We start from the raw sequence: 26,804 nt of genomic DNA, 5'->3' as shown, positions 1-26,804 counted from the left end.
TCTGTTTTCAGGCTGTTTTAAGCAAACGGGAACATAAATGCCCATAGGTGAAAAAAAATCATTAAATTTTTACAACAGGAGGCAACCCTTTTTTCGGGGCCTCCGTGATGGGGACGCTAAATCGGAATACGTGCCAGGAACGGAAAGCAAAAGCGTGGTAGAAATGCTCCAGGGTTGCATGGATAACAACCGGGACGCCCAAAGAAAGCTGTATCAGCATTTCTACGGGTATGCTATGAGTGTTTGCGTGCGGTACTCCAAAGACGCCGAGGAAGCCCGGGAGGTGCTCAACGATGGGTTCATGAAGGTATTCACCCGCCTGGAGCAGTATGACCGCACCAAGCCTTTCAAAGGGTGGATCCGGCGGATCATGATCAACACCGCGCTGGATAACTTCCGGCACAACCTGAAACATTACCACGCGGCAGACCTGGAAACCACCCCGGCTCCGGCCGATACCGCTGATGTGGTAAGTGATTTGAATTATGAGTATTTGATGAGTTTAATTCAGCAGTTGTCCCCCGCGTACAGAACCGTGTTCAACTTATATGTCATTGATGGCTACACCCACGAAGAGATAGGCGAGATGCTGGGTATTTCACCGGGTACCTCCAAGTCAAATCTTTCAAAGGCCAGGGCTAATTTGAGAGAAGTATTAAAAAAAAATAGAGTAGATGAAGTTGAACAATATATCTGACGAAGAGCTGGACCGCCTTTTCAAGGACTCAGCAGACAACTTCGATCCGCCTTTTGATCCGGAGGCCTGGGTGGCCATGGATCAAAAGCTGGAGCAGGTGCAGCCGCGCCCCAGATGGTTCAGAAGATTCTACCCGGCCCTGCTGCTGCTTACCCTGGTGGGTTTAGTGATTGTCACCAAAGTAACCCAAGATTCAAACAAAACACAGCCAGCCCAGGCCCAGATGGCTGTTCAGCAAAAAGAGAGTAGAAGTACTCAGGCAAACACAAGTAACCAGAAACGCACCCAGGTTGGAGTTGAAGCACTGAGTTCTGCTAAAGCAAGAGAAGAAGCGGTTGCAGGCGGTAAACCCGTTTCGCGCCCAAATCCAGAAAAGAAGCCCCAAAACGGCTCTGCTACTCCTGAGGAAACGAAAGAAGTCGCAGCTGGAACAGAAAGAGATAACAAGTTTACGTCCGCAGATCACCGGAGAAGTACCAGCAACAGAAACGCCGTTAAAGTGACCATAGCCTCAGGCGGAAGCAGTTTGCAGAGCACGCCAAATAGAGGGAATGTAACCAAAGGAGAGCAAATGGATGACCGGGTCGGGGAACCTAACGCTGGCTCAGCCGGCGCCGTCACGCTGTCAGAGCCAGAACGTGAAGAAACGTTGCTTCAACCAGGAGGAGAGTTGAGGTTTGCCTTACCTGCTTTAGCTCTGCCAGAAACTCTTGAAAAGGCTACTATCGGAGCATTGACCGTAACCCAGCAAGACTCCGGCACTACCGGCAATAGTAAGCAGGAACTGCCCAAAACCAGCCACTTCTTAAGCTCGGTTCAGGTAGCGGTGGCTTTTGCGCCGGATTTGACTACGGTGAAATTCAAGGACCCCGGCTCTATGAGTGCGAACGCGGGAGTGTTGGTTGGGGTGCCGCTTACCAAAAGACTGAGTCTGGTGTCTGGCGTGGTATGGGCAAACAAAGTGTATTCTGCCCAGCCTGAGGAATATGATTTCTCCTCTGGGTACACCTACCACTCACAGATTGATGCTACCTGTAAGGTGTTGGATATCCCCCTGAACCTGCGCTACACGGTGCTGGCTTCCCAGAAAAATTCACTTGCGGTGCAGGCGGGGCTTTCTTCTTACCTCATGCTCAAAGAAGAATATACCTCGGGGTCTGGGTATGGCTACTACACTTATCATTACGAGGTAAAGAATGAGAACCAGCACTGGTTTAAGGTGCAGAATGTGTCTCTGGTGTATACCAGGGCTATTTCGCCGGTTTTCTCAGTGGGAGTGGAGCCGTTTGTGAAAGTGCCTCTGTCGGGGATAGGGGCCGGAAAAGTGAAACTGACGAGTGCCGGAGTATTTTTCTCCGCCGGATATACCCTCAAGCGAAAGCCTTAGAATAATCATAACGCCCTTCTGTGACAGCACACGTGCACTGTGCTGGGTTGTACCGTATTGCCTTCCTTTTTCAGCCCATTTTCCCAAAAACCATTCAAAACAATGAAAACTCAAAACCTATTTACCCGCTTTGTACTTGGTCTTTTGTTCATGCTGCCTTTTGTTATGGTAAGCTGCGGCGATGACGACGAGGATGACCAACCCTCCAACATTGTGCAGTTCCAGAATATAAGCATCACTGGTCCGCAGGAAACACCACCAAACAACTCAACGGCAACTGGCACCTTCTCGGGTTCCTATAATCGCGACACCAAAATCCTTACTTACACCATTACCTTCACGGGCATTTCGCCCACCAACATGCACTTTCATAAAGCTCCGGTGGGTGAACCAGGACCAGTGGTGATCCCAATTGGGTCAGCTCCTTATACCAGCCCTATCAATGCGCAAACTCCGGCGCTCACCGCAGATCAGGAAGCCGATCTTCTGAATGGCCTATGGTATGTGAATATCCATAGCGCGGCATTTCCGCCAGGTGAAATAAGAGGGCAGGTAGTGCGCCAGCAATAGCCTTTGCTGCTTAAGGCTTGGCCTGTGTAGTCATTTCTAAGCTATCGGTTTATCAACTTAAATTTCTGCTTCTATGAAAAAGAATTTCCGCTTCAGCCTACTGGTGGTTACCCTGTTGTTCTCGTTGGTTGTCTCCTGTAAAGATGACAAGGAAGAGGACATCACCCCCAATAATCCGCAACAGCAGCAGTGTGACACCAATGCCGTCACGTACTCCAACACCGTGGCAAGTATTATCTCTTCCAATTGCTTGTCTTGCCACAGCGCGGCCATGGCCAGCGGCGGAGTTATCCTGGACACCCATTCCCGGGTGAAGCAGTTAGCCGATAATGGTAAACTGATGGGGGTGATTACCCATGCCAACGGGTTTCCGGCCATGCCCCAGGGCGGACCTAAACTCTCAGACTGTAACATCGCTAAAATCAAGAAATGGGTAGACGCCGGCGCTCCCAATAACTAAAACCAGCTTTCCTATGCGTAAATGCTTTGTAGTGCTGGGTGTGGCGCTCCTCGGATTCCTTGCCCCGGCAATTGGTCAGACCAAACTCTATACCCGTACCGGGTACATTTCCTTCTTTTCCAAGGCTCCGCTGGAAGACATTGAAGCGCACAACAAGCAGGTGGTTTCTTTTCTGGATGTGAAAACCGGCGACATGGTTTTCTCGGTGCCCATGAAGGCGTTCCAGTTCAAGAAATCCCTTATGCAGGAGCACTTCAATGAGAACTACGTGGAATCAGACAAGTACCCCAAGGCTACTTTCAAAGGAAAGGTGGTGAACATGCAGGCCGTGAACCTGGCCCAGGACAACGTGTACAAGGTGCGCATTGAGGGAGTCCTGACCATTCACGGGGTAGACCGGCCGGTACGCACAGATGGCACCCTGGACGTGAAGGGCAAGCAGGTGACGGGCAAATCCACGTTCTCCGTCACGCCCCAGGAGTTCAACATTGAGATTCCGTTTCTGGTGCGGGAGCACATTGCCAAGCGCATTGATATTACTGTGAATGTGTTGTATGTCCCTTACGTAGAGAAAAGCCTATGAAACGATGGATGAAAATTCTGGGGATGGCTTTTCTCTGCGTTTGGGCAACCCCGACGGCGTTTGGGCAGGAAGACCTGCTAAAACTGGCCCAGGCCGATGATACGCTCCAGACCGATAAGGTAACCGCCACCTTTAAGACCACCCGCCTCATCAACGGGCACTCCGTGGAAACCAACGGCGCCGGAACGCTGCTTTTCCTGATCTCGCACCGGTTTGGCACCCTCAACAGCGGGGCCTACAATTTCTGGGGGTTGGACCAGTCCACCATCCGGTTAGCGCTGGAATACGGCGTTACCGATAGGTTTACCCTGGGCGTGGGCAGAAGCTCGCTGGAAAAGACCTTTGACGGTTTCCTGAAGTACAAACTCCTGCAACAGCAAACCAACGGCTTTCCTGTAACGGTTACCGCCTTCACCAGTGCCGCCCTCAAAACCCTGGAGTGGCCCGATGAGGAAAAAGCCTATGTCTTTGCCCACCGGTTAACCTATGCCTACCAGTTGTTGATAGCCCGCAAATTCTCTGAAAGGTTCTCTCTGCAGGTAGCGCCCACCATGGTGCACCGCAACCTGGTGGAAACGGGCTTTGGCGAACCCAACGTGTATGCGGTAGGGGCTGGCGGCAGGTTTAAACTGTCTAAGCGTACGTCTTTCAACGCCGAATACTTCTACCTGCTGGAAGGTGCCTCTGACCAATTTGAAAACAGCCTGTCTCTGGGGTTTGACATTGAAACCGGTGGCCACGTCTTTCAGCTCATGTTCACCAACTCACAGGGCATGATTGAGAAGTTCTTCATTCCCCGGAACGCGGGTGGCTGGTCTTCCGGCGACATTTACTTCGGCTTCAACATTTCCCGGGTTTTCAACCTCGGGAAAGACAAACGGGATTGGTGATGAATGAAGGCTGTCTTGGAAAGGACCCCTGATGTTCAGGGGTCTTTTTTTGTATGGTGCGTCTTGAGAACCTAGCCAGTTGCTGGTGGGGCGTGTTAAGCCTGTTTTATCAATCAGAGGTCAGAAACCGGATCTGCGATTTAATGGCTTTTCGGCTTTCTGGCAGGAAATAGAGCAACTGGAAAACATGGAACATGTCTTCGTATTCTTCATACTGCAAAGGAACCCGGGCCTTCAGCAATCTTTGCTGGAACGTGCGGTTGTCTGAAAGGAAAATCTCGGCGGTGCCAATCTGGATGAGCGTGGGCGGCAGGCCTTCCACATCCCCGAAGAGGGGAGAGATCAGCGGGTTCCTGGGGTCGTGGTTGGAGGCATACTTAGCCGCCGCGCCCATAATGGCCTCATAGGTCAGCATCACGTCTTTGTCGGCGGTTTGCTTGTAAGCCGTATCAGACATGTTGATGTCCAGCCACGGAGACATGAGCACCAGTTTTCTGGGCAGCGGCTGCTGTTGTTCCCGTAGGCGGTAACAGGTGGCCAGGGCCAGCCCTCCACCGGCACTGTCGCCCAGCAGATAATAGTCATTGGGGAGCTCGCCGGTAGCTTGCAGGGCGGTGATGATGGTCATTACGTCTTCTAGCCCTTGGGGGAACGGTGCCTGCGGAGCCATTTTATAGTCTATCAGAATAGCGGCTTTGTCTGTTTGCTGGCTCAGGCGGGCAATGTATTTCCATTGGTATTTTACCGGCCCAAACGCATAGCCGCCGCCGTGCAGGTACACCAACACCCCGTTGCTGGCTTTCTCTTTGTTAATCCAGTACCCCATTGCGCGGTTTATGGTAAACTGCTCAAATTTATTCTTCAGGCTAAGGCTTTTGGGCGGATGGGGCAGGGATTTGATGAAACGGGCGCTTCCCTTCTCTCGTCCCCGCCTGATTGCTTTTTTTACCACCTTTGTAGGCCATTTTCTGGCTCTTTTCGCCAAAACTCCTAAAAACAGGAGCGCTGCTCCGGCGGCAATAATGGTCTTGAGTTGCATGGGACCTGTGGCTTTGGGTAGAAAATTTCTGGTTCTCGGTTCTACGGGGCTGGCAACCGGGTGTTCAAAATGAATAAGGAAGTAGGTCCTCAAAGACAGGGCTTTACCTGTTTTAAGTTTGTTTTTAGAAAACCGGGGTAAAAATGGAGGGAAAAGAGATACCACAGTTTGGTTAAAAACTTTTATTTATCTTTCAGCGACTGTTGGGGAAGGGTTTGGTAAGTGGTTGGAAACCAACAGTGTTTCAGTTCTCTGATGGTATCTTTCAATACTAACCCCTTAGATATGGTGAAGAATCTTCTTTTCTTACTTTTACTCATTTGCCTGAGCGTGACCGTGGCCAGCGCCCAGGACATGCTGGTGCTGCAGGGCCGGGTGCAGGACAGAAACTCGGCGGGCATTCCCGGGGCCACGGTGCGGCTCCTGAACACCAACCTGAGCACCAGCGCCGATGGACAGGGAAATTTCAGGATAGACAACGTGCTGAATGGTCTGTACACCGTTCAGGTAAGCGCCCTGGGGTACGCCACCATTACCAAATACGTGAACCTGCAGGAAGCCGGGGAAACGGTGACCATCCAACTGACCGAGTCGGCGAGCCAGCTGGATGAGGTGGTGGTAAGCGCTCAGAAACGTGAAGAAGACCTGCGGCGCGTGCCCATCAGCATCACGGCCTTGTCTTCCCGGCAGGTGCAGGAATTCCGCCTCTGGAACCTGCGCGATGTCACGGCTATTTCGCCCAACACCTTCGCCGCGGACCCCGGCGACAACCGCAACGTGACCTCCATTAGGGGAATCGCCACAACTTCCTATGACCCTGCCGTAGCCACCTACGTAGACGGCGTCAACCAATTTAACCTGGATACTTATATCCCTGAGCTGTTGGATGTGGAGCGTATTGAAGTGCTGCGCGGCCCGCAGGGAACCTTGTACGGCCGCAACGCCATGGGTGGGGTTATTAATGTCATTACCCGGCAGCCCGGCAATACCGTGGGTGGGTTCGCTTCCATTGATCTGGGCAACTACGGGCTGCAGCGCTACAGCCTGGGGGTAAGAGCGCCTATAGTGAAAGACAAACTCTATTTTGGCGCGGCCGCCCTGTACCGGAAGCTGGATGGCTACTACACCAACGTCTTCAACCAAACCGATTTTGACCGCCTGAATGTGGTGGTAGGCAATTACTACCTCAAGTACCAGGTAAACCCCAGGCTAAGCTTAACCCTGAACGCCAAGCACAGCCTGAACCGCAACTGGGGCGCGTTTACCCTGGCTCCCAGCATAGAAGACGCGCTGGCAAACCCGTTTGAGGTAAACCAGAACCAGGTGGGTAAGATGAAAGACAACACGTTCAACACGTCTTTGGCGCTTTACTATACCGGCAGCAACCTGAACATTTCTTCCCAGACCGCTTACCAGTCAAACTACCGCATCTATGAGCAACCCGTAGACGGTGATTTCTCTCCCATTGACGGGGTTTCCATTCTGAACAACTATGGCCGCGACTGGAATAAGGTGCGGGTGGTGACCCAGGAAATCCGGATTTCTTCGCCTACCTCCGCTGCTTCGCCGTTCCAGTGGGTGGCAGGAGCCTATGGTTTCTACAACGACAATCCCGTGAAGCAGGGTACCTATTTTGGTCGGGATGCCGAGTTGCTAGGTGCACCGTTTACTAATTTCACCAGCATCAACGTGAACGAAGGAAAAAGCCACGGAGTGGCGTTCTTCGGGCAGGCGAGCTACTGGATTCAACCCAAGCTGGAACTGACCGCCGGTCTGCGCTACGACTACGAACGCCGCGAACAAGCAGTGCGGGGCGAGTTCCAGATGGATGGGGAGGAGCTTCAGGTAGTGGTTCCAGACACCTCGTCTGAGGCCAGTTTCAAGGCCCTTTCGCCCAAAGCCACGCTGGCGTACCACATCACCGAGAATTACCATCTGTTCGCCTCGTACAGCCGAGGCTTCAGGGCGGGTGGTATCTCGCAGCTTTCCTCAGATGAGTCGCAGCCGCCGCTGTTTCCCTATGACCCTGAGTACAGCAACAACTACGAGGTGGGCCTGAAGACTTCCTTTTTCCAGAACCGGGCCCAGTTGAATGTCTCGGCGTTCTATACCCGCGTGACCGATGCGCAGGTGCCTACCCTGGTTCTGCCAGAGGCCATTATTGTTACCCGTAACGTGGGGGAACTGACCAGCAAAGGAGTGGAAGTGGAGCTGAATGCGGCACCCGCCAAAGGCCTGGAAGTAACCTATGGCTTCGGGTTTACTGATGCCGAGTACAATAACCTGATTGTTGGCTCCGGCGAGGAAGAAGTGAACCTGGAAGGCAACAAGCAGATTTTCACCCCTAACGTTACTTCCATGCTGGCGCTGCAGTACGGCTATGACCTGGGGGCGGCGCAGAAGCTGCGGTTAGTGGCCAGAGGCGAATGGCGTTACCTGGGCAAGCAGTACTTTGACCTGGCCAACCAACTGTCGCAGGAAGGGTATGGTTTACTGAACGCCCGCGTAGGCGTACAGACCAGAAGACTGGAGTTGTTCCTGTGGGGCAGGAACCTCACTGACGAGAAATACATTGACTATGCCTATAACTTTGGGGCCGCCCGCCTGGGGAACCCGGCTACCTACGGGGTTTCCATCAGAGGGAATTTCTAGCCAGACTGTTTCCGGGCCTATTTCCCGGAAATACCTTAAAAAACGGAAGCCCCGCCTGAACAACTTCAGGCGGGGCTTCCGTTTTTAGGCTGTTTAGCGTTGAGGAGAGATTTTCCAGAGCTCGCCGTTGGATTGATCAGTGACCACGTACAAAGAACCATCTGCGCCCTGCCGTACATCCCTGATGCGCTGGCCCCGGTCTTTGAGCAGGTGTTCCTCGCCGGTTACTTTATCATTCTCAATCCGGAGCCGTACCAGCACCCTGTCTTTCATGCCGCCCACGAACAGATTTCCGCGCCACTCCGAGAAAGCCGAGCCAGTATAGAACTGCGCCCCTGATGGGGCTATCACCGGATCCCAATAATACACGGGCTGTTCAAAGCCTTCTTTGGCGGTAACCGAATTAGGGACTGGTTGCCCTGAGTATTCTTCCCCGTAGGTTACCAAGGGCCAGCCGTAATTCTTTCCTTTCTGTATCAGGTTCAGTTCATCGCCGCCCTGCGGGCCCATCTCCACTACCCAGAACTTGCCGTTGCTGTCAAAAGCCGAGGCCTGCACGTTGCGGTGGCCCGTTGTCCAGATCTCGGGTAAGCTGCCGGCTTGCCCGTTAAAAGGATTATCAGCGGGGGCGGTGCCGTCTGGGGTGATGCGGACTACTTTTCCCATGTGGCTGTTCATGTGCTGGGCCTGGGGCCGGATCTGCAGGTCTGAGCGCTCGCCTAAGGTGACGTACAGCATGCCATCGGGCCCAAACTCCAACCGGGAGCCATAGTGCATGGTGCCGTTGTACGTAGGCATGGCTCTGAAAATCACGCGTACATCTGAGAGGCTTTTGCGGTCAGAAGACAAAACTCCGCGGGCCACGCTGGTGGCGTTGCCGCCGCTACGGGGCTCCGAGAAACTCCAGAAAATGGTATTGTCTGAACTGAAACCGGGGCTTAACGCTACGTCCAGCAAACCGCCCTGGCCGCGGGCATCTACGGCGGGCACCCCCGAGATAGGCTGCCCCAAGGCACCGGTAGCCGAAACAATGCGCAAACGGCCAGGTTTCTCGGTGACCAGAAGCGAGCCATCGGGTAGGGGTTCCACCGCCCAGGGTTTTTCCAGCCCTTTGGTAAGCACTGTTACTGATATTCCGGTCTGCGTGGTGATGGCACAGGCCCGGGTTTGTCCGGCAAAAGCTGGTTTCTGGTCAGGGGCATTGGCTTGCCGGGTTTCCAGGGGAGAGCAGTTGGCGGGCGGATTGGGTGGGGTGGGGGTGTCATCCTGCGCTATCTCTTTCTGGCTGCAGGCGCTCCCCGCCATAGCCGTGAAAGAAACCAGAAGCAGAAACTTTCTGAATTTTGCCATAAGTGCCGTTTTAAGGGTGATATCTGTAAGGGTATTTACATCCTTCTCATTTTCAGAGCATTCTTCTAGGGTAATACTAAGCAAACCGGCAGAATGTTTAAATACCTAGGCCCTTATTGGTACAAATAGCAGGGGCTGCTTTGCATCCTGCTATCTTCTTACCTGGCAAACAGTCGCGGGGTTTTTCCGTTATTCTTTCTGGGTACTTCAAACAGGTAAAGCGGTGAACTTAAGGAAGGTAGGTGTTTGCGCTGGATGGATTTTGGTTTTTTTGCTGAAATCAGGCTATAATCAGCAGGTTTGGGCCCAAGGCTTAACGGCAGAGGTTTTTGCCGGTACTTCTTGGAGTTTGCCTACTACCCTTACTGTTGAGCAGCCCGGCGAGGCTCCCATCAAGTTTAGGGCCCGTTACCGCACCCGTCCCTGGACCGGTTCTCCGTATTACGCCTACCGGCTGGGGTACAAGCAATGGAGTGCCGAGCTGGTGCATCACAAACTCTACCTGCAAAACCCACCCTCAGAGATTGAGCATTTCGAAGTATCGCACGGGTATAATCTTGCCATGGTAAGCCGGACTATTCCGGTAGCCGTTTCTCCGGGCATTTTCAGGGTAGGCTTGGGATTGGTCATCGGGCACCCCGAAGGACGAATCAGGGGTAAGGCCATCAACCCGGTAAAAAGCCTGTTAGGAGGCGGATACCACATCTCGGGTCTTTGCCTGCAGGCGGCCATTGGTCCTAAACTGGGGGTGGCCGAGCATTGGTTTTTCAGGCCAGAGGCCAAGATCACCGCCGCCTGGGCGCGTATGCCTCTTGCTGGCGGTGGTACCGCCACCGTGCCTAACATAGCCCTTCATACGCTCTTCGGGTTTGGCTACAGAAGCCAGCGGTAATTTTTTCCCTTCTCTTAAAGGCTGATTTCTTCTAGAAATCAAATTTTAAGGCTGTTTTCATACGGATTTCCCATCTACTCTTCTGTAGCTCAGGATTAATTAGATGTGTGTAGGTGCTGATCGCTCTTATATTAGCTGCACCAATTAAAGGTTGAAGAATTACGTAGACGATTGCGTTCCTCTTTCATGCCAATAACCGGAGTTCCTCCTTAAATTCGGTAGTTAGACCAAATGTGAAATATGAAAAAGCCTTTCACCATTTTCCTTTTCCTCCTTATACTCTTGTTAAACTTTAAGCAGAAAGTCGGTAGTAAAGAACTTGGCCGAGAAATAATTTGCCAACAACTCAAGGCGGCATTATGGGACCTAAAGAATAATGACAAACTTAAAGGCTTTGAATTAAAATTCGACAATCGGATTAGAGACGGATGGGGCTTTGATGGCCCGATTGCTAACATATATACAGCCAAGAAGCTAAACGTAAAGCCTGAAGACCTGTGGAGCCAGGACAAAGACAAGATTGGTGAAATTTTCAAATCCTTTGAAGATAAGCCTTTTAAGTCTGGTTCCAAAGTAAAATTGGATTGTTTGCCTAAGTCCCGCCACACAAATACAATCATTTCCAAACTGGATAATAGTACCATGCTACTTCATGTGACTTATAGTAGGCTCGGAAATGAAGGTTTGTCAGGTGTGATTTATTTATTCTTTTTTGATGAATTCAACAATGTTGAATCGTTTTATGAAACTTCTTGGATAAGCTAAAAGAAACAATTGGTACAACAAGGTGCATAAGCCATGCTACGGCCGACGGCCTTGCAAGCCTCATGCACTAAGCGTTGGACTTAATCTTAAATATCAAAAATGTGTTAATTTTTCATTTGTAAGGTTTTTACGTTGCAAACTAGACCGATAGAAGAAGTTGTGCCGACTTTGATGAAATCAAAAATTAAAAACAAGAAATCAGGAAAGTCCTGGAATATCACTGAAATATTCGGAGCCATTATTATCATTTACATGTTAGGTGATTTTATTTATGTTGGCTTAAGACAGTGGTTGGAAGACAAACTACTCGACAGAGGAGCTGAAATTTCTAAAGCAATCATTATTAGCGAAAAGAATTATTTGGGGAACAGTCCTGTATCTCAAGGCTTTACTTTCTCTTATAGATTTGAAGTAAATGGAAAAACCTATAAAGATGACTCTCACGACTCCCGTTTAGGTATAGGAGATTCTGTAGAAGTTGAATATTTACCTTCTTTTCCAAGCTTTAATAGAATTTCAATTAGAAAAGGTAAAGAAATGAAGAACTAAGCCCAACATTCTCGTGTAACCGACACCTTCGCCCAGTAACCACCGCTGGTTGCTTAACAAGTACCCTGTGACTCATTTTACAATCATGAAATTATTTCCATACCACAATTACGTTATTGAGTTAACCGACGAAAGTTCCTTAGCTTTAGACTATTTAAGACAAAATACCAAACCCAGTGATTTGCTTGTATCTGAGGTGACAGAAAAGGCATTTATTGGGCAAATTCAAAAAACAGTTTCAAAATAATTTCGTCAGCACCAGGATATGGAGCTTTTTGTGTCCTTAGTGGTGAATTACAAGGCAAAGAAGGAGCAATCAAGGTAAAGATTCACAATGCATTTAAAATATTGTCCACTATTTTGATGTTGCTTCCAATTATTGCTGTAGTGTTAACATTATTACAGAAAGAAATAGAAAGTACGATTGGAATTATTCTTCCTGCCTTAATAGGAATCATATTTGTGCGGTTTGTTATCGTGGAACTGAATTTTAGAATAATATCAAAAAAAGCAATGAATAGGTTAAATGGAGTCATAAGAATAAACGCAATAAAAAACGTGACATAACTAGGTGGCTAAGCCATACCACCTTGCATTGCAGTTATCAAACAGTTCTCAGGTTTTCATTTTAATGTTGATGCCATGAGCAGACATTTACAATAAATTGTGAGTGTCCTTTCTAATGATATGAAGATTCAAAATGGAATAAGAAATAGGTTTATTGGCTTTAAATTAGATGAAACTAACAGATTTTAATGCTTTTCTAGAAGAGCTCTCCAGCCGATTAGATTTGGTGACCATAGCGGAAGAACATTGCAAGCGGCTTTTGGAGGAAAGAACTAAGGATAGCCATAGCGAATGGAATGAATATGGTTTAGATAATTTTGTTTTTCGATTGATTGAACAAGTATTTGTATTTAACCACATTCTAAGACCGACGCCACACATCAGGACAAGGATTGGGATTTACATCAAAGACCCAGATAAAATCCACTTTATGGACTTGGAGCAAATTGGTTATTACCAGTTCGACACAGTAGAAGACGGTGAAGTTATTGATGATTGGCTTGTCTTTGAAAAGTAAGTGATACTTGGAGAACACCCTAGAACTAATCATCGCAAAACGTTAGCCTGCAACCAATGGCCTATGCCGCTTACACAAGGCTGTAAACTAACTTGAAAATTCAAATTTAAGAACTATCCTGTTTAGGATTATGGCAATCAGAAAGAAGAACACCCGACTTATAGAATGTGCTGAAAAAAAATTCCAATGGACGATTTCTCCTGCTTCCCATTTTGTAAGGTTCATTGCCGTTAGTGAGGAGAATAGTGGAAGTAAAATTGAGGTTTGCGTTCAATCTGACATTAACCGGCTTTGGATTGAATTTCCCTATGTTTCTGATTTGAATCTAAAAGTTATAAAGCCTAAAGATGCAGCTTCATTCATTTTACAAGCATTGAGTGACGGTTGGAATCCAGAAGAGAAAGGAAGCACAATTAAATATCGGTTAGTTGGAGAAGAACTTAAACGGGAAGGAATAATTAATAGTTAAAAGCAACTTCTGCCAACCTCATGTAAGCGGCAGCATAGGCATCTGTAAACTTTCTTAAAACGCCAGTTCAGTCTAACTCCATACCTCAATGCCATCGGCATTTGTCTGTTCATCGCAAGAGGAAAGAGTTGTTGTTTCTTACCTCTCGCTTCATCTATGTCCCCATCTCTGTTGGTCTGGTAATTAAGTTTGTTTGATAGTGCACAAGGGATAAAGTCGTTCATAAAGCTTCTGACCAGGTAAAATTATGCTTTGGTAAGTTTGGCTAGGAGCGGGGTGGTTGCATATTCTCAAAAATATATCTTTATTGAACCTGGGATAGGTGCAGGTAGAGAAATTTACACGCCATCCCCCGTCGTTTCCCCCGGATCGTAAGGGTACACAAGTACTGAAATGAAGACTCTTTTACTACTTTTTCTTTTTTCGTTTCCCCCATCAGAACCTATCCTTCCAGATCAAGACATACCCGTCTATAGCCAGGTAAACCCTTACGCCCTGTCTTATGTGGCCGAAGACCCAGGCAAGAAAAAGAAGCTTCTGGAGAAAGTATCAGAGCAGGCGCTGGTAGCCCTTACCAATAACAAGAATGTGGGCATCAGGTGCTCTGCTTTTTTAGGGCTGGTGAAGCTGGATAGTGACAAAGTAAAAGAGATCTTCCTTGATCACCTGGAAGATGATGAACGGCTCGTGCTAGGTGGATTATGGAACTACGTGGCCGACTACGAGAAAGTAAACCAATTCATGCTGGAGCAACTTCACCCAGAGCGGTCAAAAAGTAGTTTCAAACTGACTACCCAGGAGTATGATAAATACAGAAAGCTCTTGTATGAACAATAAGCGGGTTGTTTAGGACAGCTTTCAGGCATAGGTGTTTCCCAACTGCTTTGTGTTGTCTCTATCTTAAGCAGTTCTTTTCCGGTGGTGGTTACTCGTTTCCGAGCCAGGTTTTAGAAACACCTAACCCATATTTTGCTGATTGGTACGCCCTGTTTACGAAGTAACCAATGGCCCTTGGGCTAATTAAACCCTTCCCTCAAATTCACCTCTGCTACCAGAAAGCAAGCTTCTATCCTTCATTTCTTTATGAGTGAAAAAGTGTTTTAGGCTTATTTCCTGAAAATTGCTCTGAAAACGGATGATCAGTTTCAGCAGATATTCATTGGCCTGCTGTGCTTCTCATTTCTTTGGCGGCAATGTTTGTCTGGTTGACTACTTTTGGCTTGGAGAGGCTAACATAACCTCAGCCCGAGAAGTAAGAATATCCTGTGAATAGATTCATAGACATAGCCGGGAAGTTTGGGCCCACCCTGCAGATTCTGAAGACGGCGTTTGCGGCGGCTTTGTCGTGGTTTATTGCCAGTACCATTCTGAGCTCTGAGTACCCGTATTTTGCCGCCGTGGCTGCCATTATCACGGTGCAGGTAACCGTGGCAGACTCGGTGGACAAAGCCACGCAGCGCATCATCGGGATCATTGGCGGGGTTCTGGTGAGTATGCTGCTGGGGCACTGGTTCAAGGTGGGGGCTATTTCCATTTTTGTGATCATTCTGGTGGGCATGAGCATTGCCCGGGCCTTGCGCATGAACCCGCATATAATTTCCCAGGTGGCCATCAGCTCATTGCTGGTGCTGGCGTTTGGGCAAACCCGCGAGGGGTACGCCTATGAACGGATCATAGAAACCGTTCTGGGCTCGGCCATTGCGGTGCTGATCAATGCCCTCATTGTGCCCCGCAACGCCGTGCCCGATGTGGAAAGAAGTATCCTTACCTACAGCAATCTTTCGGCCCAGACCCTGTCCAGCCTGGCCGTACTTTTAGATGATCTGGGGATTAACCGGAAAACCGGACGGTCTGAGGTGGATGCCCTCATCAAAGAAGCCCAGGAGTGCCGAAAATCGCTTAGTTTAGCCGAACAAAGCCTGAAATACAATCCATTGCTGACGCATAAGCGCGTTCGGTTAAGCCAGTTAACCGAGAACATCCAACAACTGGAAAGTGTCACCATCCAGATCAGGGGCATCAGAAGAAGTCTGGCCGATATTCAAATAAGTGAGCATTTTCAGCCTGGTTTGCTCAATGTACAGCAACTGAAACTGGCCATGGAGGCTACTGCCAAATGTATTGCCGCCTACGGGCTTACTGCGGTTGATGCCTCAGAGGAAAACCTGGCCAAACTACGGTCGGTAATCCAGGAAGCGCAGGCCGCGCAAGCCCATTGCCTGGACGGCCTGCATAACGTCAGTTCCCTAACCACCCTGCGCGACATCGGGAGCATTCTCACTGATCTGGGCCGGATTGTCTCCGAGACCCAGCCGCAGCATCTGCCGCAGGAGATAGCCGAGGCTGTTTAGTTTCAGGCACCACCACCGTGCTTTTATCTTTTCATTTGGCCGGAGCCATGCCTGAAAGAAGCTGACAACGCTGCGTTTTGGCGCTGTTATTCAGAAAGCAGGCGTAAAACAAAAGGCTGAAGAATAGCTGCGTTTTCTGTGTTTTTGGCCCTCAATTCTCCCTATAACGCTCTCAATTCTGGTAACCCGGTCCTGTTTGTCACATTTTTCAGGCCTTCCATCACATTTAGTTTCTGTAAAGTCGAAGGCTTCTTAACCTTGTCTCAGTTACTGCTGGAAATCACTTTAGTTAACAGGAAAAGTCATGGAAGCTTTCAACCCAAAAGGATCACTTTCCGCCGTCGCCCTAAGGGCCGGCAGGCAAATAGTTGCCCGTATGCTGCTCTGCTGGGGTGGGGCCGTTGCGCTCTCCGGCTGCGCCGCCAAAGCCCCGGAACACGAAGGCTCTTTTTCCACCTTTTCGCGATCAGAAGAAGAGGTGCAAGACCCGGCCCCAATTGAGACCCTGGCTGATTTCTTAGCGAATGAAGTATTGGCTGAGGGAAAGATTCCGGGAATCACCCTGGCCATTGCGCAACACGGGGAGTTGGTGTTCGCTCGCGGGTATGGCCAGGCCGATGTGGAACTGGAAGTACCCGTTGACCTGGAGACCGTGTACCGGGCGAATGCTATCACGCAGCAGTTTACGGCTGCCCTCATCCTGCGGCTGGTGGAGGCCGGGAAGCTGTCGTTAGACGATCCTATCACCCAATACCTGCCCGAGTTTCCTACCCAGGACCACCAGGTAACGCTCCGGCACCTGCTTAGCCACACCTCGGGCATCGGTAAGGATCTGACTATTGGCCAAAGCAGTGTAGACCAGGCAGGATTGCAGCAGGAGTTTCCCTTAGAAAGGATAGTTGAGCGGTTCAAAACCCTGCCGTTCCGTTTCAGCCCCGGAGAACAATCTGAACCGAACAGCATGGGCTACTATCTGCTGGGTATCATCATAGGCAGGGTAACCGGCATCCCGTACGCCTATTACCTGGAGCAGGAATTGCTGCAACCCTTGGGCTTAAGCCATACCAGATACGAGTATGACCAACGCATCATTCCTGACCGGGCCAAGGGATACACGTTCAGTGGAAACCAGTTGCTGAATGCTCCCTATGCCAGTGCGCAGGCAGAAGGCGCGGCAGGCGCTCTTTGCTCTACCGCTGAGGATCTGGTTAGGTGGACATACCTCTTACACAGCGGGCAGGTAGTTTCCCAGGCTTCGCTGCAGCAGATGATGGCTCCCACCGTGCTGATTACGGGAGACACAGTGGGGTATGGTTACGGGATTTACCTGGATGAACTAGCCCGCCACCCCAAAGTGTACCAGGAAGGGTCAAGTGCTGGTTTCGGGGCGTACCTGTCGCACTATCCCGCAGACGGTCTCACCATTGCCATTCTTACCAATTCTGGGCTGGGGAAGGAAAAGGCCGCCGAGATAGAGGAGTTGCTCGCCTGTGAAATACTCCGGGTGCCTGCGCCTTCCCAGCAACTCACGGTCCAGACGATGAACCTGACGGAACAAGCTGCTTACGCCAATCCTGCCTCTCCTGAATGCACAGAGTTAAGCGAGCTCCAGAGAGCAACCTTTCTGATTGAATCCGGGGACAACGGCAGAAAAGTCCGGCCTCGGTATTGAGGCAACGGCTGTGGGCCATATCGGCTAATTTGCCCTACAAACTTCTTTTACCTGAATTCAATGCTTATAAATCTTTAGTTTTAATCGGTTCTAACCCTATCAAATATGTCAACAGAACCTCTCGTATCGCTTGGTTTAAATCGTTTCTACATGAAAGAATTGGTACATACGCCTTCAAATCTGAACAAAGCAGAATTCTGGGCTGCTACTTTCATCTATATAACCGCCGTCTTTTACCTGAATATAGATGCTCCGGGGTCAAATGAGCACCTGTTTGATGAGGCCGGTATCACCTTCCATTATTATTCAGATTACTTTTTCCCGCAACTCATCAAATACACCTGCGTGTACCTGGCGTTTCTGCTGCTCAATTTCAAGGTGGTGCCCAAACTGCTGACCAAAGAAGAGCTGTTCAAAAACATCTCTATTCTAACAGCTACTTTCCTCTTTATCTGGCTTGTTTTTGGGGTACTAGACACCTATGCCAAGAATTACCTGTTCAACCGGTTTGAGACCGAGGACGAGACCTATGACTACATTTTCACGGAGAGCGCGGTGGCCACTTTCCGGCTCCTGCTCATAATGGGTTTCTACACGTTCATCAAGTACACGGCCCTGTACCTGCTCACCAATACAGAAGCCATCCAGTCCAGGTACAGGATCATTACCAAAGACGCAGTGTCGGCTTTTGTGCTGTGGATGGTGAGTATGTTCCTGCTCATGATCATAGACGCCGAGGGGGAGTTGATCATTGGCTGGGGAGTGGTGGCCCCGTTTGGAATACTCCTATACTGCTTTTGCTTTTATTACCTGATTCCGCTATCGTTAGGAAACCAGAAACCTTTGCGGGCTTTCCTTTTAAGGGTATTTCTGGTGCTGTTGGTAAGCATTGTACCGGTGGCGTTTGTGGGCATCCTGATCACGCATGATCCTGAGTACGGCATGGGCCTGAGTACCTTCAACTCCTCGTTCCATTTCCTTATCACGGTGCCCTTGGTGTGGGCGCTGTATAAACGCCAGATGAAGGGCAAAGCCGAAATCCATACCCTTAAAAAAGAACTAGGCCACTCCACCGCCAGCTTTGATTTCCTGCGCTCGCAGATCAATCCGCACTTCCTGTTCAACGCCCTGAATACCATCTACGGCACCGCCATCCAGGAAAACGCCGAACGCACCAGCGAGGGCATTGAAAAACTGGGCAACATGATGCGGTTTATGCTCCAGGAAAACATGCAGGAACGCATTTCCCTGGTCCGCGAGATTGAGTACCTGGAGAACTACATCAGTTTCCAGCGGCTGCGCACTGATCCTAACCCCATTGTAGAGATCAAGTCGCAGATTGAACAGCCGGTAGCCGCGGTGCAGATCTCGCCCATGTTATTGATCCCGTTTGTGGAAAATGCCTTCAAACACGGGATTAGCCTGCGGGAGCCCTCGCACATTTACATCACCCTGGAAGTGAAAGACAAAACGCTCTATTTTGACGTGCACAACAGCAAACACGAGAAGCAGGGCACTGACCCCGAGCGGGACAAAAGCGGCATTGGCCTGATCAATGTAAGACAGCGTCTGCAATTGCTGTACCCCAACAAACATGAACTCATCATCAGAGAAACCGGGAGAGAATTTTTCATCCACCTCACAATCCAGTTAACTTAGGGAAGCCAAACAGCAAGCAGTACCATGTCCCTGATGAAAGCCATAGCCATAGACGATGAACCCATAGCCCTGGAGATAGTGCGCTCCCATGCCTCCAAAGTGCCCTACCTGGACCTCAAAGCCGAGTTCTCAGATGCCTTTAAAGCGTTGGAGTACCTGCAGAAAGAGAGCGTGGACCTTATTTTCCTGGACATCAAAATGCCGGACATTTCTGGGATAGATTTCTTCAACAGCTTAAGCAAAAAGCCATTGCTCATTTTTACCACGGCGTATTCTGAGCACGCCGTGACCAGTTTTGAGATGGATGCCGTGGATTATCTCCTGAAGCCATTTTCTCTGGCCCGGTTTATCAAAGGTTGCAACAAAGCATTTGAGCTGTTCAATTTCAGGAATACCTCTGAGACCATAGATCACCTGTACGTGAAGACCGGGTATGAGCAGTTCAAGGTGCTGTTTGAGGATATTCTGTACCTGGAGGCCACCGGCAACTACGTAACCTTTGCCCTGAAGGACAAAAACCTGCTTTCGCGCAGTACCTTCAACGAGGCTATCAACCTGGTACCCGCTGATAAGTTTGTGCGGGTGCATCGGTCTTACGTGGTGGCTTTGAATAAAATCGATAAAATTGAGCGACACCAGGTCACCATCCAGAAAAAGGAAATCCCGTTAAGCGAGGCGTACCGCCAGAACCTGACCGCGGCTCTTAGCCGATAAGCAGGCTACGGCATTGGAAAGGCAATACCTGTCAAACGGGCACACTCTTCCAGAAAACGCTCCTGAATCTGTTCATCTTTGGCAGCGGGTAAAGGCGCTCTCAGCTTTTGGTGGTAGAAGTATTTTCCTGAGACCAGCGCCGCGGGATCATTGCTAACCGTCAGCCAAGCCTGCGTTATGGGGCCTTCCTCCAGGCTGTCTGGCGCACCGGAGCCGCCCATCTTAGTGGCTACCCAGCCCGGTTCCACAGCATTGGAGAGAACATCGGGCCACTTGCGGGCCACGGCAAAGGCCAGCAGGGCATTGTGCAGTTTAGAATCTGCGTAGGCGTTGAACCCGTTCCAGGGCCGGTTGCTCCAGGTCAGGTCTTTCAGGCTCACATCCCCGCTCTGGTGCAGGCTGGAGCTCAGGTACACCAATCTTTCTGGTTTCTGAATCAGGCAGGTGAGGATGTAGGGCGCCAGGCTGTTCACCGCAAAAACGTGCGGAAACCCTTCTACCGTGGCAATCCGGCGGGGTTCCCGGTACCCAACGGCCGCATTGTGAATCACGGCATCAAACGTACCCAATTGGTTGACCTGCTCGGCTACCTGTATGGTTTCTGCCTTGCTGGATAGGTCTCCAATGATTACGGTCTGGGCGTTGGGCACAGCCGCCAGGGCTTCTTTGCCTCTCTGTTTGTTGCGGGCGTGCAGTACCACCTCATGTTCTTCTTCTACCAACAACTGAGCCGCCATTCTGCCCAACCCGTCTGCCGAGCCGGTGATAAAAACCCGTGCCATTCTGTTTCTATATAACTCTTGGTTCCTGTTGTTAGCAAATACGCAGAAACGGAGGTTTAGACCGAAAGTAGGGTATCAACTTGCCTGAAATCAGGAGAAAGAATTTCTTTGAGATACGTTGAAATCCGTTTTTAGCTTGTTTTACCTAAAGCAGCCATAAAACGGATAGTTCAACGTTTGAAGCCCACACACTGGCCGAGGGCTATTAAGTTTATCAAGGTAAAGAATCACTTATGAAACAGAAAACCCTGCAGATTTCATGACCTGCAGGGCTTTCTGTTTTGCTTGCTTTTTGGTGAATTCAGGCAGAAAACAAATGTGTATTCAGTTCTCAGCCTACAAAGTACAGGCTAGTGCTTCACCATTTTATAGGCTTTGACCTGATCCCGCTGGCTTACTTTCAGGACATACATACCAGGAGTAAGTTTTTCCCCGAACGCAACTTTGTCAGTAGCCGATCCAGATTCTACCAGGGTGCCGGTACTGCTGTATACCTGGTAGCTGAATTTACCCGCCAGCTCAAAGGTGAAGGAGCGGTTAGATGGGTTTGGATAAACCGGAGTAGCAGTCTGGAAGATTTCATCCTCTATGCCTGTTACGGTTGATTCCTGCGTGCAGAAAGGATAACCAACATCGGGGCGGCCGGAGATGTACTGTCTCAGCCAGGTCATGGCCGGACGGTCCTGCCCCGAGGCGTTCAGTAGGTTGGTGTTGGCTTTCCAGGTTTTGCCGGCCTCATAGCCCCACAGCGTGATCCCGGCCACGGCGGGGTGCTCCCAATACACCGGAAACACCGTCTGGTAGCGGGTTCTCTGGATATTGTCGTCTCCGGAGATGTCCAGCTCAGTTACGTAGATGGGCACCCCGGCATTGTCCATCAAGTCCAGGGCATTTTTCACCTGGGTGGCTGTAAGCGTGTTGATGTTGAATTCGTGCGCCTGTGTCCCAAATCCGTCAATGAGGTTGCGGTCGCGCAAGACTTTGATCACCAGCAACTGCTCGTTGATGGCGGGAAGGTCGTTCTCCAGGCCGTAGTCGTTCAAGATCAACTTTGAGTTGGGGAAGTACTGGCGGGCCTTGGTGAAGAGCCACACAATCCAGTCATAACCTGTGGCGCCGGCTCCGCCCAACCCAGTTCGGAATGCTTGCGTGGCAACTGCGTGGGTTCTCAGGTTCTCGTTGAGCACGTCTATCTGGTCAATGCCGTTGGGGTATTTGGCTGCCACTGCGGCCATGTATTCCTCCATCTCGGCCTGGAATTCTGCTGGACTGAGCAGCAGGTTGTTGCTGGAGCTGATGGCCCAGTTAGGAAACTGGCTGCCCCAGGCAAACACGTGGTAGCGGAACGGCAGGTAGTTGTTATTGGCGTGGTTGTAGGAAATGTCGGCCCCGGACCAGTTCATGACGTCGCGGGTTTGCTCCACCACGCCCCATTTGGTGTTGTTTTCGGCGGTTACGCCGTTCCAGAGGGACAAGAAGTTGGATGGTACGTTACCGGCGATGATGTTGGCCAGGTATTTCCCTTTGCAGGCGCTCAGGCCGCGGCTAACGGCCGGGGATGTTCCTACGGTCACCACCACGCCCGCTGAGGTACTGACGGTGTTCTGGTTGTCGGTGGCTTTGGCGATGAGGGTATAGGTACCCTCGGCCAGGGGAGCCCACACAAAAGAATAGGTGTTGTTGGTGGCGGTGGTTGCCTCTCCCAGTTTAGAGGTGCCGTTGAAGAACTCCACTTTGCTCACGGTACCATTAAAGCTTCCGCCTATATCAGTGGCGTACACCCGAATGGTCATGGCCTTGCCCGCCTGGAAGTAGGCGTTGTTATGGGGAGCGGTGATCACGCACGAAGGAGGCGTGTTGTTCTGACCCTGCGCCTGCAAAGACACCAGGGTGAGCACAAAAAGGAAAAGAGAGAGTAAAGGTTTTGTCATGTGAAAAGGCTGGAGATTAAAAGCTAGTTTAGCTTGAAGATACGCAAAAGGAAAGTTCAGTGGGTAGTCTCATGCCAACGTTTGCATAAAAATTTTTCTGGAATAGTGCTCAGTAGCTGGTAAAGGAAAAAACCAGAAAGTCATGGGGTTAGCCAATAACTTTCTGGTTTCTGGTATAGCTTATTGAATCACCAGTTGCTGCTTGGCCAGCACCTTTGAGTTGTCTTTTACTTGCAGGAAGTAAGTGCCGGGTTTCAGGCGGCTAGTTACCTGGAGTTCTGCGGCTGCATTTTCTATTTTGCTGTAAACCGTTCTGCCCAAAAGATCGGTTACCTGTATGAGCAAGTCGCCCTCGGTTTCCTGATTTTCCAACCTGATTCTGAACTGCCCGTTAGCAGCCGGGTTGGGGAATACCACCGACCGGGAAGTTGCTAATTCTGAGGCCGAGGCAGCAGAAGTGGCAGCGATGGCTAAGGGAGCCACGCTGATTTGGAACTCAGAAGCCTTTAACCGGTCCACAATCACTTTGCCTCCCTCAGTAGGAATGCTCACGCGGCTGTACAGGTTACCCACGCTGCTGTAGGAGTACTGCACCATGGCGGGTTTGGTCACTTTGGCGTTGGATACCTCCACAGTGTTCCCTACAATCACTGCTGTGGCGGTTTGGAAACGGCCGCTGGCATCGGCTACCTTAAATTCTCCGGGAGCCAGGCCGTTGTCTGTAAACAAGCCATTGCCAAGGTGTTTCCACTTCAGGATGACCTTGTTGCCTGAGACGTAAGAATTTGGGATATCCCGGATGGGAGCAGAGTAGGGGATGTTATCGCCATACACTAGTCCTCTGGCGCCAATAGCGGTACGGATGCCTACCGGTTTTTTCTCAGTGGGGTGCAGGGCGCCGCCGGGCAGGTCTCTGATCACCACCAAAAAGCAGCTGGGCTCAGTGTCTGCCACCTCTAACTGCGCGTTGCGGGCTCCGTTCCAGCCAGAGCGGTAAGCCAATTGGATAATCCCGAAGGGCAGGCTGGCCTGTCCCCAGTCAGAGCGCCACTCCCGGATCATGTTGGTGAGTTTGGTGCGGTAATCGGTATCGCCGCCGTTGCTTTCGCCCTGGTACCAGGCCACGCCTTTCACCGCAAAAGGCTGAATGGATTTCACCATGGCGTCATAGTCAGTTCCTACGCCGCCGCTGGTGTGCTGCCATTGGTCAATGGCGGTTCCGTCGTGCGTGGCCTGAATCAACCCGATGGGCACATTCACCATCCACTGAGACAACTCAAGGCCCATCCAGTAACCCACCGCCGAGAAATTTGCCACATTGGTAGAATTAGACACTTTCCAGGTAGTGGTGCTTGGGCCGTTGCCCGCCGTCATTCTGAACAGGCGGATGTTGTGGTTCCCGGCATCGGCAATGGCAGAAGCGCTGTTGTTAGCCTCTGATAAAGACCAACCCATGTTGGACTGCCCGCTGCACAACCATACTTCACCCACCTGTACGCCGGTTAGCGTCACCGTCTGGGCACCGGAGGTGATGGTCATGCTGCTGGGGGCGGCACTCGCGGTCATACTGGCCAGGTCTATGCGCCATTTGCCGGCGGCATCGGCTACGCCGGATTTGTTCTGACCCAGGAACTGCACCATGACGGTAGCTCCCGCAGTGGCAGTCCCGAATACCGGCACCGTGGTACCGCGCTGCAAGACCATGTCTGACCCGAAGATAGGAGACAGCGACAAGGCCGCGAAAGCCGATGGCACACCCAGTAAAGTGACTACAAGAAAAGCTAAAATCTTAGATAGAATTCTATTCATATACAATGTCTTGTTTAGGTTTGATGATATGTTCAGAGAGTTTCTGGGGTGAGTTGAAAAGGGCTATGGAGGTTTTCTAAGGCACATTTCATGAAAGGGGTTTAAGTGAAACAAAAAGGTGAAAAGCTGCTGCCAACTTGGGAGCAGGTCTGTTTTGGGCCTTTTTTGCGAAAAGCAGCCTCTAAACAGACCTGCTGGCTTCCAGTTGGCACTACAGGAAGGGGAAAGTGCTGTTACTTCTGGTTGCGGCTGTTAATCTCTGATCACCAGCTTCTGCTGCGAGACTATCTTCTGGCTGCTGCTGAGGCGTACCAGGTAAAGACCGCCGGGCAACCTGGTATTCACGTGCAGTTCCCGCTGATTGGCCACCCGCTGGCTAAATACCGTTCTGCCCTGGCCGTCTATGATGTACAGGATCTGGTTTTCTTCCGGAGCAATACTTCCCAGATCCACCTTAATGGAGCCAGAACTAGATGGGTTAGGATAGATTCTGAGTCCTGCAGAGGTCTCTTTAACCGGGAGGGAAGTCGCTTTGGCTAGGGTTGAGGCACCAGCCACCGGAGTGGCTCCGCTTATTTTGATGTAGTCAATGTCTCCGCCTGCCGTGCCGCCGCGTTCCATGTAAATCCGGATGGTGTTTTTACCCGCCACGAAATTGGTGGTGAACTGAAGGTTGGTGAAAGTGCTGGAGGCCGGGAAGCTCAGGTTCTTCTTCACTACGCTGCCGTTTACCCGAACTGAGCGGGCAATGGAAACATCAGACGCATACCTGATGACCAGGGGGAAACTGCCGCCCGTAGCCAGGTTCGCGTTCATTTCCACATAGTCGCCGGAGGCATCAAAACCAGTGGCATACCCAGTGGCGCTAAAGCCGGTTCGGGTGCTGGCAACAGTGGTGCCTCCCAGCAGCCCGGCTTCGGCCTCGGCCAGCACCTCAGAAGTTACGCCATCGTTGGCATTAAAGTATTCGTTCTTCAGCCATTTGAAAGCGGCCCGCTCCGTGGTATCATCAATGAGGCGGACCTCCATGGTCTCTGAGCCGGTGGTGCCCCGGGCCCGAACGGTAATGGTGCCGGTACCGGCCGGAAACTCAATGTAGCCATCGCAATGCAGTAGCTGGCTGTAAGATCCGCCGCATTTACCGGTCCAGACACCGGTGTTCACGGCCATTTCCTCAGCCTGGTAAGTAACGCCGTTTACGGTGAGGTAGTCAATCTCCAGGTCGCGGGCATTGTCCAGGTGGTCGTTGGTGAGGTGTACCTGTATCTTGCCGGACCCGCTGAAGGTATAGTCCTGAAACGTGGTGGAAAGGGTAGCAGTACCCACCGTGGTGGTTTTGCCCAGCAGATAGGCGTTGGGTTTCCAGATTTCGCCGGCCAGGTAGCCCCACAATGTCACGGCCGTTACACCAGGGTGCTCATACAGGAGCGGAAACACCCGTTGGTACATGCTGAGCTGGGTGGCATCGTCGGCGTGTTCCAGGTCCAGTTCTGTCACATAGATGGGCACGCCGGTCTGTTGCAGGCTGTTCAAACTGCTGGTGATCTTGGTGGATTGGGCGTATTCCAGCCCGTGGCCCTGCACCCCGATGCCGTCAATCAGGTTTCTGGCTTTGAGCAGGTTGATGATCTTGAGGTAGTTGGTGGTATTGGTGGTGTTGCCCAGGATGCTGTAATCGTTCAGGATCAGCTTGGCGTTGGGGAAATACTGCCGCGCTTTCTGGAACGACCAGATAACCCAATCCCAGCCCGTTGCACCCGTGCCACCGATGGCATTGGCAAAGGAAGGGATCACGTGCAAAGGCTCATTCACCACGTCAATCAGCTGGGTGTTAGGGTACCGTTGGCTGAATAACTGGAACCATTCCTCCAGTTCGGCGGCTTGCTCGGCGGGGGTAAGGCTGGCGACCCAGGCGGGTTCCTGCATTCCCCACACCAGCGTGTGCGCTTTGAAGGGGATGTTCTTAGACTGGGCGTAGTTGTAGACCACGTCCAGATCGGCCCAATTCATGACCCCGCGGGTACCTTCCACGGAGCCCCACTTGCCAGCATTGCCGGGTGTTACCTGGTTCCAGTAGGTACTGAAACTGCTGGGCACAAACCGGTCAATCACGTTGCCCACGAACTTAGGTTTCCCCTTGGCCAACTGGGCAACGGAAACCAGCGGAGTCCATAGAATGAAGAGAAAGGACAGGAAGGCCGTCCTATAAAGGGTAGAGATTTTCTGCATACTTTATTTTTTATGGGTGAATAAAAAACAAGGGCAACCTTCCTGTTTCCAGGCCGGGAAATGAAAATCAAAGCGGTAAGGGTAAATGGCCAACCAACGCTCCTTTGGGAAAGCACTGCAGAGTATTGGTAGGAAAGGGTACTCGTAGGAAAAAATTAGGTGTCTGGAAGCGCTGAGAACCTTCTTCAGAAGGAAGGGGGAAATCCTTCATGAATACTAATCCGGGAGGCTTCTGTAAAAGTGCCCCAAAAAGAATGTTTTACGCCTTTC

The 26,804-nt window shown here is 50.8% G+C and carries 23 protein-coding genes; 17 read left to right on the top strand and 6 right to left on the bottom strand.

The window, feature by feature from the left end:
* Nucleotides 1-130 precede the first annotated feature (130 nt).
* From JT719_RS05275 to JT719_RS05250, 6 genes are all read left to right on the top strand, one after another.
* A complete protein-coding gene (locus JT719_RS05275; protein ID WP_341350743.1) occupies nt 131-697 on the top strand; it encodes an RNA polymerase sigma factor in 567 nt (188 codons plus the stop codon).
* Nucleotides 675-2,084, top strand: coding sequence for a porin family protein (locus JT719_RS05270; RefSeq protein WP_207431444.1), 1,410 nt, complete (start codon nt 675-677; stop codon nt 2,082-2,084). Before JT719_RS05275 ends, JT719_RS05270 begins: the two co-directional genes overlap by 23 nt.
* Before the next feature lie 102 nt (nt 2,085-2,186).
* Nucleotides 2,187-2,654 carry a CHRD domain-containing protein gene (locus tag JT719_RS05265; RefSeq protein WP_207431443.1) on the top strand — a complete coding sequence of 156 codons (468 nt, stop codon included), beginning with the start codon at nt 2,187-2,189 and terminating at the stop codon, nt 2,652-2,654.
* A gap of 73 nt (nt 2,655-2,727) precedes the next feature.
* The gene (locus tag JT719_RS05260) at nt 2,728-3,114 is read left to right on the top strand and encodes a c-type cytochrome (RefSeq protein ID WP_207431442.1); all 387 of its coding nucleotides are present in this window, start codon (nt 2,728-2,730) and stop codon (nt 3,112-3,114) included.
* A gap of 13 nt (nt 3,115-3,127) precedes the next feature.
* Nucleotides 3,128-3,697 carry a YceI family protein gene (locus JT719_RS05255; protein ID WP_207431441.1) on the top strand — a complete coding sequence of 190 codons (570 nt, stop codon included), beginning with the start codon at nt 3,128-3,130 and terminating at the stop codon, nt 3,695-3,697.
* Entirely contained in the window at nt 3,694-4,587 is an 894-nt protein-coding gene (locus JT719_RS05250) for a DUF5777 family beta-barrel protein (RefSeq protein WP_242693077.1), read from the top strand. The genes JT719_RS05255 and JT719_RS05250 overlap by 4 nt, the downstream gene beginning before the upstream one ends.
* A 109-nt stretch (nt 4,588-4,696) precedes the next feature.
* Here the strand turns inward: JT719_RS05250 and JT719_RS05245 are convergent, their stop codons facing one another.
* Complete coding sequence (locus JT719_RS05245; RefSeq protein ID WP_207431440.1) at nt 4,697-5,626, bottom strand: alpha/beta hydrolase; 930 nt, start codon at nt 5,624-5,626, stop codon at nt 4,697-4,699.
* A gap of 285 nt (nt 5,627-5,911) precedes the next feature.
* Between JT719_RS05245 and JT719_RS05240 the strand changes: the two genes are divergently transcribed.
* The gene (locus JT719_RS05240; RefSeq protein ID WP_207431439.1) at nt 5,912-8,278 is read left to right on the top strand and encodes a TonB-dependent receptor; all 2,367 of its coding nucleotides are present in this window, start codon (nt 5,912-5,914) and stop codon (nt 8,276-8,278) included.
* 93 nt (nt 8,279-8,371) lie between these two features.
* Here the strand turns inward: JT719_RS05240 and JT719_RS05235 are convergent, their stop codons facing one another.
* A complete protein-coding gene (locus JT719_RS05235) occupies nt 8,372-9,628 on the bottom strand; it encodes a PQQ-dependent sugar dehydrogenase (protein ID WP_207431438.1) in 1,257 nt (418 codons plus the stop codon).
* A gap of 349 nt (nt 9,629-9,977) precedes the next feature.
* On the opposite strand from JT719_RS05235, the gene JT719_RS05230 reads away from it, so the two are divergent.
* From JT719_RS05230 to JT719_RS05185, 10 genes are all read left to right on the top strand, one after another.
* On the top strand, nt 9,978-10,520 hold the full coding sequence (locus JT719_RS05230; protein ID WP_207431437.1) for a hypothetical protein: 543 nt from the start codon (nt 9,978-9,980) through the stop codon (nt 10,518-10,520).
* 240 nt (nt 10,521-10,760) lie between these two features.
* Entirely contained in the window at nt 10,761-11,285 is a 525-nt protein-coding gene (locus tag JT719_RS05225) for a hypothetical protein (RefSeq protein WP_207431436.1), read from the top strand.
* Between the two features lie 171 nt (nt 11,286-11,456).
* A complete protein-coding gene (locus JT719_RS05220; protein ID WP_207431435.1) occupies nt 11,457-11,834 on the top strand; it encodes a DUF3592 domain-containing protein in 378 nt (125 codons plus the stop codon).
* Nucleotides 11,835-12,570: 736 nt separating this feature from the next.
* Nucleotides 12,571-12,918, top strand: coding sequence for a hypothetical protein (locus JT719_RS05215; protein WP_207431434.1), 348 nt, complete (start codon nt 12,571-12,573; stop codon nt 12,916-12,918).
* Between the two features lie 130 nt (nt 12,919-13,048).
* Nucleotides 13,049-13,387, top strand: coding sequence for a hypothetical protein (locus JT719_RS05210; RefSeq protein ID WP_207431433.1), 339 nt, complete (start codon nt 13,049-13,051; stop codon nt 13,385-13,387).
* 393 nt (nt 13,388-13,780) lie between these two features.
* Nucleotides 13,781-14,224, top strand: a complete 444-nt coding sequence (locus JT719_RS05205; protein WP_207431432.1) for a hypothetical protein — start codon at nt 13,781-13,783, stop codon at nt 14,222-14,224.
* Between the two features lie 428 nt (nt 14,225-14,652).
* Nucleotides 14,653-15,738 carry an FUSC family protein gene (locus tag JT719_RS05200; RefSeq protein WP_207431431.1) on the top strand — a complete coding sequence of 362 codons (1,086 nt, stop codon included), beginning with the start codon at nt 14,653-14,655 and terminating at the stop codon, nt 15,736-15,738.
* Between the two features lie 304 nt (nt 15,739-16,042).
* The gene (locus JT719_RS05195; RefSeq protein WP_207431430.1) at nt 16,043-17,410 is read left to right on the top strand and encodes a serine hydrolase domain-containing protein; all 1,368 of its coding nucleotides are present in this window, start codon (nt 16,043-16,045) and stop codon (nt 17,408-17,410) included.
* 150 nt (nt 17,411-17,560) lie between these two features.
* Nucleotides 17,561-19,069: a sensor histidine kinase gene (locus JT719_RS05190; protein WP_207431429.1), complete on the top strand. Its 1,509-nt coding sequence runs from the start codon at nt 17,561-17,563 to the stop codon at nt 19,067-19,069.
* A 33-nt stretch (nt 19,070-19,102) separates the two neighbouring features.
* A complete protein-coding gene (locus JT719_RS05185) occupies nt 19,103-19,783 on the top strand; it encodes a LytR/AlgR family response regulator transcription factor (protein ID WP_207433271.1) in 681 nt (226 codons plus the stop codon).
* 5 nt (nt 19,784-19,788) lie between these two features.
* Here the strand turns inward: JT719_RS05185 and JT719_RS05180 are convergent, their stop codons facing one another.
* From JT719_RS05180 to JT719_RS05165, 4 genes are all read right to left on the bottom strand, one after another.
* A complete protein-coding gene (locus tag JT719_RS05180) occupies nt 19,789-20,565 on the bottom strand; it encodes an SDR family NAD(P)-dependent oxidoreductase (protein ID WP_207431428.1) in 777 nt (258 codons plus the stop codon).
* Between the two features lie 350 nt (nt 20,566-20,915).
* Nucleotides 20,916-22,496: an endo-1,4-beta-xylanase gene (locus JT719_RS05175; RefSeq protein WP_207431427.1), complete on the bottom strand. Its 1,581-nt coding sequence runs from the start codon at nt 22,494-22,496 to the stop codon at nt 20,916-20,918.
* A 180-nt stretch (nt 22,497-22,676) separates the two neighbouring features.
* Nucleotides 22,677-24,305, bottom strand: a complete 1,629-nt coding sequence (locus tag JT719_RS05170; protein WP_207431426.1) for a T9SS type A sorting domain-containing protein — start codon at nt 24,303-24,305, stop codon at nt 22,677-22,679.
* A 252-nt stretch (nt 24,306-24,557) separates the two neighbouring features.
* Nucleotides 24,558-26,534, bottom strand: a complete 1,977-nt coding sequence (locus JT719_RS05165) for an endo-1,4-beta-xylanase (RefSeq protein ID WP_207431425.1) — start codon at nt 26,532-26,534, stop codon at nt 24,558-24,560.
* Nucleotides 26,535-26,804 lie beyond the last annotated feature (270 nt).

Origin of the sequence: Sabulibacter ruber, from assembly GCF_017355955.1 — a bacterium.
Classification (GTDB): Bacteria; Bacteroidota; Bacteroidia; order Cytophagales; family Hymenobacteraceae; genus Nibribacter; species Nibribacter ruber_A.
Note: the sequence above shows the minus strand (reverse complement) of the source record. Positions and strands in the feature narration are given on the sequence as shown.